The sequence below is a fragment of the Marinobacter sp. W-8 genome, from assembly GCF_044342215.1.
Classification (GTDB): Bacteria; Pseudomonadota; Gammaproteobacteria; order Pseudomonadales; family Oleiphilaceae; genus Marinobacter; species Marinobacter nauticus.
On record NZ_CP172297.1, the window covers coordinates 1931769 to 1944573 of the forward strand.

Consider the following 12805-nt stretch of genomic DNA (forward strand, 5'->3'; position numbering starts at 1 on the left):
GCCTTCGAGGAAATATTCCAGGTACCGATCGCAGGAGATGTGATGATGCGGATGATCTTTCCTTTCGTTGTGTTGGTTTCGGGCCTATGGGCCTGGAGCCTTTTTGCAGGCCCTGGGGCCGGTTCTCCCTGGGCAGTCTATGACCAGAGCCTGCTGCTCAGTGGGCTGTTATCCATTGCTCTGATGTCACTAGCCATGATGTTGGCACTGCGCCCAGCCTGGCTGGAGAGACCGATGGGTGGGCTGGATCAGATCTATCGCACCCACAAATGGGCAGGCATTCTGGCCGTGGTATTCGCCGCCGCCCATTGGCTGATTGAAATGGGTGACGATGTAATAGAGTCGGTGTTCGGAAAAGCCGGCAAGCTGCACGATCAGGATTATTCCGGGTTCATCGAAACCATGCGCGATGCTGCGGAAGAGGTAGGGGAGTTCGCCATCTATCTGCTGTTCGCCATGCTGCTGATCAGCTTGTTGCGCAAGTTCCCCTACAAATACTGGCGCTATTTGCATCGCGGCATGCCGGTGCTTTATCTGTTGCTCGCTTTCCACGCGGCGTGGCTTACTCCGCTGCAATGGTGGCAGCAGCCAATCGGTGTGCTGATGGCCATTTTGCTCTTTGGCGGCAGCATCGCCAGCGGGCTATCCCTGACCGGCAGAGTTGGTCGTCGTCGCCAGGTTCGCGGCATGGTCACCGCGATCAAAACACCAGACCGGGACGTCACCGAAGTTACCTGCCACATGGGGCCGGCATGGCCCGGTCACCGTGCGGGGCAATTTGCCTTTGTTACCTTCGACCGACTAGAGGGCGCGCACCCGTTCACGATTGCCAGTGCCGATAGGGAAAATGGCACGGTTACGTTCATCATTAAATCGCTCGGCGACTTCACCCGCAATCTGAGCCAAAAAATCAGAGTGGGGCAAACCGTGAAGATAGAAGGCCCTTACGGCTGCTTTAACTTCGAGCGCCGCAACCGCAAATCCCACCAGATCTGGATAGCCGGTGGCATCGGGATCACGCCGTTTCTGGCCTGGCTCGAAGCTCTAAGCAGCGCCACCGACGCCACCGTGCCTGAAGCCGATCTGCATTACTGCACGCGCAACGCCGGCCAGGATCCCATGGTGGATCGACTTCGGGCGCTTTGCGATGGCTTTCCCGGGATACACCTCGAGATTCATGACAGCAGCAACGGGCAGGGGTTGTCTGCCGAGACGTTGTCTACCAACGGACGCTCGGCAGCAGGCGCAGAGGTCTGGTTCTGCGGCCCGGCAGGGCTGGGGGAAGCCATTAGAAACGGCTTGCGGGCAGCACCGTTCCGCCTGACTCGCTTCCATAAAGAAGCCTTCCAGTTCCGCTGATAATGTCTGGTTTGTTCAGGGCATTGTCAGGTTAGCGTCTTAAAGTGGATTTAACACAACCAGCAGGAGAGACACCATGAAGACCAAACCCATTCTTTTGAGCCTGTCTTTATTGCTTCTCAGTGGCACCGCACTTGCCGATGACGACTGCAATGATCCGGTGGCGAATTGGCAGCCCCGTGAAAATCTGCGGGAAAAACTGGAAGCCGAAGGCTGGACAGTTCACCGAATAAAGGTTGACGACGGTTGTTATGAAGTCAGGGGCCTCGATGCCGATGGGGTCAGGGCAGAAGCCTCCTTCGCGCCCGCTTCACTGATCATGATGAAATGGGAGCGTGAAGACAGTGACTATGAGGAGAGGGACCACGGCAACAGGAAAAATGGACAGGACAATCCCAAAAGTCAGGCGCAACGCAACGGCATCGTCAAGGGTCGCCCCACGGTTACCGTTGAGTAACTGATTGAATTTGGCCTGTTCATTTAACGCTCATCAGGTTTTCGGAGACCATTTATGAAAACGTTTGTTCTCACTTGCAGCCTTTTTGCAGCCCTGGTTATACCGGCATTCGCCCAGGCCCGCGACGTGACCTTCACTACGGAACTACAGAATTACGGTGGCGATGGAGCCTATCTGGCTCTGTATCTTACGGATGCCGCCGGGGAATATCAGGGTACCCTTTGGGTTTCCGGGAAGAAATCTAAATACTACAAACACTTGGGAGGCTGGGCCCGTGGCAGTCGGCTTGATCCGGCAGAGTACGATGGCTTGACCGGTGCCAGTGTCACCAGTGGCCGCACGTTGAAAATCACTCTTAACCTAGATGATTCGCTGATCGACAACGGTTATGAGGTTCGGGTCGACTCTGCCGTTGAGGATATGCGCGATATTCGAGCTGATGTCATAGCCCCCCTGACCACTGAAGGTTCCGGGAAGCCGGTTTCCGGGCGCGGTTACGTGCGCGCTCTTACCTACGAGCTTCAATAATCCACCGGGAGCGTCGGCTATGTTGCGCAAGTTCCACAGCTTACCGGGCCTGCTTGCTGGTTTGCTTCTGATGGTTCTCTCAGTCACGGGTGCTGTGTTGGCTTTGGCGCCGGTGCTGGAAAGAGCCTCAGCGGTCATTCCGGCTTCCGGTGAAATCAGTATCGCCGAGCTGGCTGACCGGATCGTTGCTCACTATCCCGGGACTGAACAGATCGTGCGAGAACCTTCTGGCAAGGTCATTGTGTATTACAGCCATGACGGCCAGGCCGGTGCGGATCTGGTGAATCCGGTAACAGGTGAGGGCACCGCACCCTACGAACCTTCCGCATTTTTTGGCTGGGTCAAGGACCTGCACCGTGCGTTTATGCTGGATGATGCCGGTAGAGCGCTGGCCGGCGTATTAGCTGCTTTGATGGTACTTCTGTGTCTTTCGGGAATATTGTTGATAGCCCGGCGTACCGGGGGTTGGAAGAATATACTAAGACCGCTTTCCGGCTCAGGCGGGAAACGAATCCATGCCGAGCTGGCCCGGTTTGCCGTGCTCGGCCTACTGTTATCCGCACTGACCGGTAGCTATATGTCGGCACAGCGCTTTGGTTTGCTGCCGGAAGCGCCTGACACAGGGCCAGGGTTTCCGGCTGAGGTCTCGGGCGGGCAACCATCGCCTGTGGGCACCTTAAAAGCGCTAGGCAATTTCGATCTTGGCGAGCTCCGGGAACTGGTGTTTCCCTATCCCGGTGATCCGCAGGACGTCTATTCGCTGTCAACCGCCGGCGGCTCCGGATTCGTGGACCAGGCTACGGGCGAGTTGCTGCAGTTCCAGCCGCGCTCTGACAGCGGCGTATTACAGGACTGGATTGTACGTTTGCACACCGGTGAAGGCCTATGGTGGCTTGGCCTGATTCTTGGCGCTGCGGCACTGACTGTGCCAGCCCTCTCGATAACAGGTGCAACCATCTGGTGGCAGCGTCGCCGGTCTTCAGGGCAGCTTCCTGACAACGCCGATGCCGCTCAGGCGGATACAATTATTCTGGTCGGCTCCGAAGGTAATGCCACCTGGGGATTTGCCCGGGAACTCCATAGCAGCCTGAATAAGGCCGGTTTCCGCGTGCATTGCAGCGAGATGAATGCCCTGGCTAAGCAGTATCCGCAGGCTTCCAGGCTGTTCGTGCTGACTTCGACATACGGCGATGGTGATGCACCCGCATCGGCCCGGCAGTTTATGGCCAGGCTCAAAGAATTCCGGGCTGAGAAGAACCTGCGATACACGGTACTGGGTTTTGGTGACCGGCAGTTTCCGAACTTCTGTCAGTTTGCCTTGTCGGTGGATGCTGCGCTCGCCGGTAAAGGCGTCAGCCGTTTGCACGCCATTGAACTGATTGATCGGTGTTCTGCCTCGCAATTCAGTGAGTGGGGAAACCGGGTTGGTGAGGTTATCGGTACTCCGCTTTTCTTGAACTACTGTGCATTGCAGCCAGCAACGGTCAAACTGGAACTGGTAGAAAGGGCGGATTACGGGATTGCGGTTCAGGCGCCCACCAGTATCTTCCGGTTCAAACCGGCGGAGCAGGGCGGATGGCTAACGGCTTCTCCAAGAAGATTTAAAGCGCTGCCACCGTTCGAGGCGGGAGACCTTTTGGGGGTTATTCCCCCACACGGTCAACCCCCGCGGTTCTACTCGCTCGCGTCCTCGGCAAATGACGAAATTGTTGAGATATGCGTCCGTAAGCAGGCCGGCGGTCTTTGCTCCGGTTATTTGCATGACCTCAAGCCGGGTGATTGTATCGATGGCTTCATCCGCCCCAATCCAGGCTTTCGGCCAGCTACCGGTAACCGACCAGTGATTCTTGTCGGTGCAGGTGCCGGGATTGGTCCGTTAACCGGTTTCATCAGAAACAATACCAGATGCAACCCTATGTATCTGTACTGGGGCGGTCGCGATGCCAGGTCAGATTTTCTCTACCAACCTGAGCTTGGGCGCTATCTTGAGGATCATCGACTGAGCGGGCTGAACACAGCCTTCTCAAGAACAGACGAGCGCGCCTACGTGCAGGATAAGCTCAAACAGGATGAATTAGCCGTGCGACAGATGGTTAACACCGGTGCGCAGATACTGGTCTGTGGTGGCCGGGATATGGCGGCGGCTGTGCGGCAGGTTATAGAAGACATTCTCAAACCCTTGCACATCGATATTGAAACTCTGAGAGGCCAGGGACGTTATCTTGAAGATGTATATTGACAGATAAAGTGACAAAGTCGAACTGAGCCTATAATCCCAAAGCACCAAATCGCGTCCTGAACAGGAAGCTGAAAGATGCCATCCACAGAAAATGAAAGACTGCTCAGCGAGCACCAGCCTAATGCCGTTCGTGCACGGCTTGCTGGTCCCGTTAAGGCCTCGACGCTACCAGATGCTGTGCTTGGCGGCATCGATGGCTGCGTCACAACGTTTGCGGTTGTATCGGGGGCCTTCGGTGCTGGCTTCTCGCCCCAGGTCGCGCTGGTGCTTGGTTTTGCAAATCTGATTGCAGACGGGTTCAGCATGGCCGTGAGTAATTATGAAGCGGGTCAGGTGCAGTTGAATCAAATCAAGTTTGCTGAGCGCACAGAACGGGAACATATAACTGCTGTGCCAGAAGGTGAACGCGAGGAAATTCGCCAGCTCTTTCAGGCGAAGGGCTTTGACGGTGAATTGCTGGAGCAAGTTGTAGATGTCATTAGTCGTAATCCCGATGTTTGGGTGGCAACCATGTTGCGGGAAGAGTACGGACTTTCGGGTGCCGGAATTAGCCCACGTCGAGCTGCGCTGACAACGTTCGCTGCATTTTTGTCGGTCGGTGCTTTACCGTTGCTTCCTTATGCGATCCCGGGGTTGGAGAGTCGGATTCAGTTCATGATCAGTCTTGGATTGGCAGGAGTCGTCTTCCTCGGTATCGGAATGCTTAAGAGTATCGTATATGGCTTACCGGTAGTGCGATCAGGACTCCGAACATTGAGCATGGGTACGGCCGCTGCGGGGCTGGCATTTGGTGCTGGGCATTTTGCGCAGAGGTTATTGGGAGGTTAGGTCTTCAGCGGTGAATATCATATTTAACATAATATACATTATGCGCAGTCTGGTATCCGTTCAAATAACAGCATTACGGATTCTATCTTTGCATTCTCTCCTTGCATCCTAGCGGCTTACCAGGAGCTTAGCCGATGAGCAAACCGGCCAGCCACCCGCGCTTACTCCCGAACAGTTCGCCCACCTGTTAGGCATTATCCAGAAGCATCGATACCCGAAAAAGAACACGGCGCCGACTCGTATCAGCTTCAAGCTCGGACTACGAGTCCAGGATGTCGCGCTTCTCCAGATAAAAGACGTCGCCGAGCTTGGCCCTGTGAGTACGGATTCTGGTCAGCGCTCTTTCAAACTTACGGAAATCCTTGCGTTGCCTTCGGCTTACATTAAGTGTGCCGATGCGTTGAAGCGGTCCAAATCCACGTATCAGCCGCGTCGAATCAGTTTTGGTGTTCACGATTTCCACCATCTTGTTCAGCGAATTGAAATCATGGCCAAGGCCGGCGCCGAGATCAAACCGAAGGATTTTTATCCTGAGGTCAAAAAACATCGTGGTAGATCGCGTGATCTTCCAATGGATGACATCGCGCTGAGAAAAGCTATCGAAAATTACCTTGCGATCCGCTTGGCGGCGCAACCTTCGGTGAATAAGACCGATCCCCTATTCCTGACTCAAAAAGGAGGCCCCTATTCTCCCAATACTCTCCAGGAACACTTCGCTCTCATGCAGCGGCAGTGGACAGGTATTGAGCGAGCCAGCTCCCACAGTGGTCGGAGGACGTTAATGACGAATATCATTCATGAACAAAAGAAGTCCGTTAAGGTCGCTCAAAAGATTGCTGGCCATGTGTCACCTTCAACAACGCTTATCTACGAAGAACCTCCTGAGGAGTCGTTGAAGGAAGCGTTGCAGGATGTTGGCTACGAATATGTTGGTTAGTCCAGCACCCGAATAACATTTAAAGCACGGTCGTTATTAGTATCCAAACGCCTCGAATGCCCTTGGTTTGCGTACATGACCGGTTAAAATTTTCACCTACCTTGGAATAAACTTGTTGATAGGGCCGTATACAGGTAGCTGCCCTGCCCCCTCGAGATCGACTAATTTGACTACTCCGGCCCACCCAACGTGGATTTCATGCCTAATAGCATACCCCAGTGACTGAAAAGCGAAGTTGGGTTTGGTCGCAAAGCGAACATTCAGACTAGGGGTAACGCCAAGCGAAGCGGCGGCCCGTTAGGGACGTCCGCCTTGCGCGACTTGAAATATTCAGCCGACGACAGTTGGCGGCAAATAGATGGTAAATTCATTCAAAGGCTCGATAAGCACACTATATGGATTGAGTTGCTCAGACTCTGAAACAATTCCAAGCCTAGATAAAAGTCCAAACTTTGCCGACTTGAGAGTCGCTGGCTTTACCAATAATTCCTTGTGCCAAACCCTATAGGTACCGAGCTTGCCGTCTCTACGATAATAAAAACCAGCAAGAGGATGCGTCAGGTAAAGCAGAGCTGACTCTGTGTCAGGAAATCCTGGTAAATTAAAAGTGTCTTCTTCTGATTGTTGCAATTCAACAGCCGCTTCTGCCCAGCTGGACTCGGTGGTCATTTCATACTTTTTGTACAAACCTGTCGATTGGTTAAGGCGGCAATCAAATTTCACCTTCCCTGCATGCCAGGGTAGATTCCATAAATACCTTGGGACTACTAGGGTCCAAGAATCAAGCGTAGTGCCGAGAAACCAAACGCATCTCTCACCTGTGACCCTATCTATGATGTAAATGCGATAGTTGGTTTGGCCCATATTGAACTTTGGAAACGGAAAAACCGCCGACGTAAAATCGACATCGATGAATGGCACAACCGAAATCAATCCCAGCGTTCGTCCATCAACTTCAATAGTGTCTAACTGGAACCTATCTGGAAATATCCCACTAAATCTCTCGGCGGGAACTGCATACGTAATTATTGCGAAGTGCCTCAAGCCGCAAAGTACGTCAATCCCCTTCGGCCTGGGTCGTTCGGTTAGGCAGTCTTCAAATTTTCTCGCTTCCTGCAAAGTGATTTCCTGAAATTTAACGCTGATGGTAACCGGCGCCGGAGCGCAGCGGAGGGAACCAAAAGCTGCTAGCTTTTGGCGTCCGGTTGACCGATTGGTTAAAGCTACACTACTTCGCTGCTAAAATTATTAATCTGACTACCGAAAACGGCTACAGCTTCTGACTCAAGCCGCTCTTTGAGTCCAACGAGTTCAAGGCAATCGTTCCCCGCATCAGCAGCTTCATCTTCATCTTCAGATGTTTCCGCAACTCCCTTTAGCCTCTCGATTTCTTTTGAAAGCGATTCAAGGATTGCTCGAGTTTCCCAGTCCAACAAGGATATTTTTAGCTCTCTGAGGGTACTCATCACACCACCTGCTTTTTGAACACTTTCTGGCACTTCAGTGCCAGCTTGGCGAGAAGCCCTTTGAATTCATCAAGTGGCATGTTAAAAGCTGGGCACACACTGTAATGGCCTGGGCGATCATTGATCAGCTTTAGCCCTGGCGGGACTATGGTATTCCTAGGAATCTTCCATACCCAACCAGACATCGGAGTAGAATCAAGCCTTTGCTTGGTAGACAAGGAAACCCCCTTGCCGTTGGCAACGACCATCATTATGCCGTTCACCTCGATGGTATCGATATCCTTTGGTCTCCTGACATTGGTGAGCCGAGGGCTCGTGGCAGAATGTCGCCTTTCTGCTCTAGAATTATCGGAGTTGAACTGAACAGGGAGAAAACGATGAATCGCGCCGAAAAAGAAATGCTCAAGAAGCGCACCGCAGAACGCGAGGGTTTATCCGGGGTCCACTTCAAGCAATGTCCGGCTGGGACTTTAAATCATACCTGTCTACACTAGCCTTATGAAAACTCTCAAATATCCCTCTGTTCTCATAAATGGGCTACTTGCTCCCACTATCACACCCACAGTTTACGCTCAGGCGCCTGCCGATATAGTGGTTACCTCACCGATATTGGAGCGTTCCCTGCGTGAAACCCCAGCTGCCTTATCGGTCGTTCGACAGGCCCCCATCCGGGAAGGTCAACCGCGATTAAAGCTCAATGAAAGCCTTACCCAAGTACCCGGCCTCTATATACAAAATCAAGAGAACTTTGCTCAAGGTGAACGCATCGCGATACGCGGGTTTGGGGCCCGAGCACCGTTTGGAGTTCGCGGCATTACCATTATGGTTGATGGCATTCCATACACCCTCCCGGACGGACAGGCACAACTAGACGCAATCGACCTTGATACCGCTGAGCGAATTGAAGTAATCAGAGGACCTGCGTCGGTTTTGTATGGTAATGCGGCGGGAGGCGTAATCAGTGTAACAACAGCCGATGGCCGTTCTCAGCCAGACCAAACATCGGTTCGTATGACAGGCGGCAGCCATGACTTCGGCAAACTTTCAGTAACCAATAGCGGCCAGGATGGTGCTTGGTCACACAGCATAAGCGCCTCCGCACTTAACTATGAAGGTTATCGTGATCAGGCGAAAGTTGAAAAATACTTGCTCAATACTAAGCTGCGCCGTGAACTAGGCGATGATCGCTCTTTGACCGCTATCATCAACCTGCTACAGAACCCTCGCTCGGAAGATCCGGGGGCATTGACCGCAGAGCAAGGGAGAGAAGACAAGTCCCAGGCTGGCAAATTCACCGAGAAGTTCGATACCGGGCAAACTGTCGATCAGCAAGTACTTGGTTTGCAATATCAGGACCTATCCGCGGGGCCCGGCGAACTGCGCGTAAATACTTTTTACATACGTCGGAATTTCGAGCAGCAGCTGCCCTACCCTGGTGATAGTCGAATAGATTACGACCGTGACTATTTTGGGGCCAGAGCTGATTACCGGCAGTCCCTTGAATTAAGTGGATTACCTTTTCGCTACGTAGCCGGGGTAGAAGCACGGGAACAACGGGATGACCGCATTCGCAGAGAGATGAGTTTCAGCGGTAATCTACAAGACCTAACTGCAGACGAATTGCAAACAGCAACGGCGTTAGGCGTGTTTGCACAAGGCGACCTAAATGTTACAGATCAATTGCTGCTGTCCGTGGGAGGCCGGTTCGACCGAATTCGAATGAAGGTGGATGACGATTTTGCATCGGACGGCAACCAAAGCGGGAAGCGGACGTTTCGTGAATGGAGCGGCTCTGCAGGACTGAGCTATCACTACCTAAATACTCACCAGACCTACGCAAATATCAGCACCGCGTTTGAAACACCGACGTTCTCGGAGTTTGCCAATCCATCAGGGGTGGGCGGATTGAACCCCGAGACCGAACCTCAAAAATCTCTGAATCATGAACTGGGTTTACGTGGTGCGTTCGATAACGGCATTGATTACGACCTTTCGCTTTTCTGGGTAGACGTTCGAGACGAACTAATTCCTTATGAGTTGGCGGGACCGGATGACCGGACCTTCTATCGCAATGCCGGAGATACAACGCGAAAAGGCATGGAGGCTTCCATTGGCTGGCTATTAACTCCGAGCTTGCGCCTAGACAGCGCTCTGACGTTGGCGAGCTATAAGTTTGACGACTACCGCTCCGGGGGCGAAGGGTATGACGGTAACCGATTACCTGGTCTGCCCGAGGAGACCTGGAACAATCGCCTACAATGGCAGGGGCTGGGGGGTGTTTTTGCGGGACTGGAAGCGCTCTATGTCGGCGACATGGTTGCCGATGACAGGAATGATGTAAAAGTCGACGATTACTGGTTGCTGAACGTGCGAGGCGGAACCAACTTGTACGCCGGTCAGAATCTTCTACTGAAGGGTTTTGCGGGCATACGCAACCTGACGGACCGAAATCATTTCGCCAATGTTCGTATAAACGCCAGTAATGACCGTAACTTTGAGCCCGAATCCGGGCGCACTTGGTACGCCGGGCTCGAGTTTACTTTCTAAAGCTTTAGCCCTGCCCTCGGGCAGGGCTTGTTGGCTCAAATCAAGGTAACTTATAGGCAATCACATAATCACCGAAGGTGGTTCCAACCGAACCATGACCACCGGCGACGAGAACCACCATCTGTTCCCCTTTACTGTTTAGATAAGTCATGGGCGTTGCTTGTCCGCCTGCGGGCAAGCGCGCTTCCCAGAGCTGTTTACCGGTTGTCAGGTCATAGGCCCTCAGATAATCATCCACCGACGCAGCCATAAAGGCCACACCACCAGCGGTGATAATGGGCCCACCAATGCCCGGCACACCCATTTCGATAGGCAGTGGCAGTGGGGTCATATCGTAAATCGTGCCATTTTTACGCTTCCAAACCACCTCGCCAGTACGCAGATCCGCACCTGCCACATAGCCCCAAGGTGGCTGCTGACAAGGGATACCCATGGGAGACAGGAATGGTTTCATCTCCACAGCGTAAGGCGCCCCGGCGTTTTCGTTCACACCCTGTTCACCCTGATTGGTCTCGCCAAGATCAGTTCCATCTTTGGGCACTAGCTTAGACGTAAACGCCAAATACAACGGCATACCGAACATCACCTGCCGCTCAGGGTCTACGGCAATACTGCCCCAGTTAAAGACCCCAAAGTTACCCGGATAGACGATAGTGCCCTGCTCTGAGGGCGGCGTGTACTGGCCTTCATAGCGCAGAGATCGGAATTTGATACGGCAGATCATCTGGTCTACCGCACTTGCACCCCACATATCCGCTTCGGTTAACTCCGGCGGCCGGAAGCTAAGGCCGGATATCGGCTGAGTTTCGGCAGCATAATCACCTTCAATGGTACCCTGCGGCGCTTTCAGTTCAGAAATCGGAATGATGGGCTCTCCAGTTTCCCGATTAAGAACATAAACGTCGCCTTGTTTGGTTGGAACAACCAGCGCAGGCTCTTTGCCATTTTCGGTGTCTAAATCCAAAAGGCTGGGCTGGGCTGGGGTATCCATGTCCCACAAATCGTGGTGAACAAATTGCTGCACCCAAGCAACCTCCCCGGTTTCTATGCTCAGAGCCACCACCGACGAGGCATACTTCTCGTCATTTTCAGTCCGATACATGCCCAGCTGGTCAGGCACCCGATTTCCCATCGGGAAATAGATAAGGCCGAGTTCCTCATCTGCACTTGCAACCGCCCAGCTGTTGGGTGTGCTGGTACTGTAGGTTTCACCCGCAGCAATCGGCGCAGTTTTTTCAGGATTACCGGGATCCCAGTTCCACTGCAACTCGCCGGTTTTAACGTCGTACGCGCGAATCACACCGGAGGGTGAATTAATATCGTAGTTATCGTTTACCGCACCGGCTACAACCACCAAGCCATTAGCAACCACGGGCGGCGACGTTGAATAATAAAAACCGGCCTGTTTGAACGGCATGTTATGCATCAAATTGAGAGAGCCGTCTTCGGCAAATCCACTGCAACGTGCGCCTGTTTCCGGATCAACCGCCAAGAGACGCGCATCCGATGTCGGCATAAAGAGCTGAGCGTCACACTGAACACTGGCCAGATCCTCTGCAGGTTCTTTGATCAACTGAACCTCTATCCCGTTGGGATCACCCTCCGACGGCGGCAGATATGACACGCCCCGGCAGGTCTGGTGCTGCCGCTGGCTTTCCATGGGCACTTTCGCATCATAAACCCACTGCTTCTCGCCTGTATCTGCATCCAACGCCACCAACCAATTATGCGGTGTACACAGGAATAGACTGTTACCCACCTTTATCGGTGTAGCTTCGTAGGTGATCTCACCAATGTCTTCTGGCATTTGCAGATCACCCGTCTGATACTGCCATGCCTTTTCGAGCTTGCCGACGTTCTCGACGGTAATCTGATCCAGTGGTGAATACCGCTGCCCCAAGTTGCTTCTTCCGTAGGCATGCCAGCTTTCATCTGAAATGTCGCCCATTTCGGGATCAGCAGAGACGACCTCCTCATTGAGCTGCCCATGAATCTGATGCCGATCAAAGGCAAGACTTGAAACCGTGATGAGACCAACGACCACCCATACCGGAGCCAAAACCATGACGCCGCCTCGCTGAGCTTTTGGCCCAGGAAACAGGAGCGGGATCGCAAGCAGCAGGAACACCCCTAGCCGTGAAGCCAAAGGCCACCAATCATGGCCGGACTCCCACAGCGCCCAGATTGCGGTACCCGCCAGAAACGCAGCGTATACCCAACGAGCAACGGGTCTGCGCCCTTTAGATGCCAACCCAGCAACGATGAGTGCTATACCGGCGATGGCGTAATAAAGGCTGCCTCCCAGAGAAACCAGCCACACACCACCGGCCAGTAGCACTATGCCTAGTAGTAACAAAACAATAGTGAATATAATCATTCGACAAGCTCCATAATTAGCTAGCTTTTCATGCTACGCAGGCAATTTCCCTTCGAAAAGGGTAGTT

Annotated in this window: 11 protein-coding genes; 7 read left to right on the plus strand and 4 right to left on the minus strand. The window is 53.2% G+C overall.

Features of this window, described 5'->3' with window-relative positions:
* Nucleotides 1-42: 42 nt before the first annotated feature.
* The 6 genes from ACF8YQ_RS09000 (at nt 43) to ACF8YQ_RS09025 (ending at nt 6348) form a co-directional block, all read left to right on the plus strand.
* Nucleotides 43-1359 (plus strand): ferric reductase-like transmembrane domain-containing protein, encoded by a 1317-nt coding sequence (locus tag ACF8YQ_RS09000; protein WP_288371625.1) that lies wholly within the window; start codon nt 43-45, stop codon nt 1357-1359.
* A gap of 76 nt (nt 1360-1435) precedes the next feature.
* The gene (locus tag ACF8YQ_RS09005) at nt 1436-1816 is read left to right on the plus strand and encodes a PepSY domain-containing protein (RefSeq protein ID WP_224848287.1); all 381 of its coding nucleotides are present in this window, start codon (nt 1436-1438) and stop codon (nt 1814-1816) included.
* Nucleotides 1817-1870: 54 nt separating this feature from the next.
* Entirely contained in the window at nt 1871-2344 is a 474-nt protein-coding gene (locus ACF8YQ_RS09010) for a DUF2271 domain-containing protein (protein ID WP_224848285.1), read from the plus strand.
* Nucleotides 2345-2363: 19 nt separating this feature from the next.
* A complete protein-coding gene (locus ACF8YQ_RS09015; protein ID WP_396623256.1) occupies nt 2364-4583 on the plus strand; it encodes a PepSY domain-containing protein in 2220 nt (739 codons plus the stop codon).
* Nucleotides 4584-4658: 75 nt separating this feature from the next.
* Entirely contained in the window at nt 4659-5411 is a 753-nt protein-coding gene (locus ACF8YQ_RS09020; protein ID WP_023010251.1) for a VIT1/CCC1 transporter family protein, read from the plus strand.
* A gap of 316 nt (nt 5412-5727) precedes the next feature.
* Nucleotides 5728-6348, plus strand: coding sequence for a tyrosine-type recombinase/integrase (locus tag ACF8YQ_RS09025; RefSeq protein ID WP_396623257.1), 621 nt, complete (start codon nt 5728-5730; stop codon nt 6346-6348).
* A gap of 330 nt (nt 6349-6678) precedes the next feature.
* Here the strand turns inward: ACF8YQ_RS09025 and ACF8YQ_RS09030 are convergent, their stop codons facing one another.
* The 3 genes from ACF8YQ_RS09030 to ACF8YQ_RS09040 form a co-directional block, all read right to left on the minus strand.
* Nucleotides 6679-7467, minus strand: a complete 789-nt coding sequence (locus ACF8YQ_RS09030) for a DUF2071 domain-containing protein (RefSeq protein WP_396623258.1) — start codon at nt 7465-7467, stop codon at nt 6679-6681.
* A 104-nt stretch (nt 7468-7571) separates the two neighbouring features.
* On the minus strand, nt 7572-7814 hold the full coding sequence (locus ACF8YQ_RS09035; protein WP_224848274.1) for a hypothetical protein: 243 nt from the start codon (nt 7812-7814) through the stop codon (nt 7572-7574).
* Nucleotides 7814-8065, minus strand: a complete 252-nt coding sequence (locus ACF8YQ_RS09040; protein WP_396623259.1) for a hypothetical protein — start codon at nt 8063-8065, stop codon at nt 7814-7816. Before ACF8YQ_RS09040 ends, ACF8YQ_RS09035 begins: the two co-directional genes overlap by 1 nt.
* 358 nt (nt 8066-8423) lie before the next feature.
* On the opposite strand from ACF8YQ_RS09040, the gene ACF8YQ_RS09045 reads away from it, so the two are divergent.
* A complete protein-coding gene (locus ACF8YQ_RS09045; protein ID WP_396623260.1) occupies nt 8424-10361 on the plus strand; it encodes a TonB-dependent receptor family protein in 1938 nt (645 codons plus the stop codon).
* Between the two features lie 40 nt (nt 10362-10401).
* On the opposite strand, the gene ACF8YQ_RS09050 is transcribed toward ACF8YQ_RS09045, so the two are convergent.
* Nucleotides 10402-12738, minus strand: a complete 2337-nt coding sequence (locus ACF8YQ_RS09050) for a glucose/quinate/shikimate family membrane-bound PQQ-dependent dehydrogenase (RefSeq protein ID WP_224848270.1) — start codon at nt 12736-12738, stop codon at nt 10402-10404.
* Nucleotides 12739-12805: the final 67 nt, after the last annotated feature.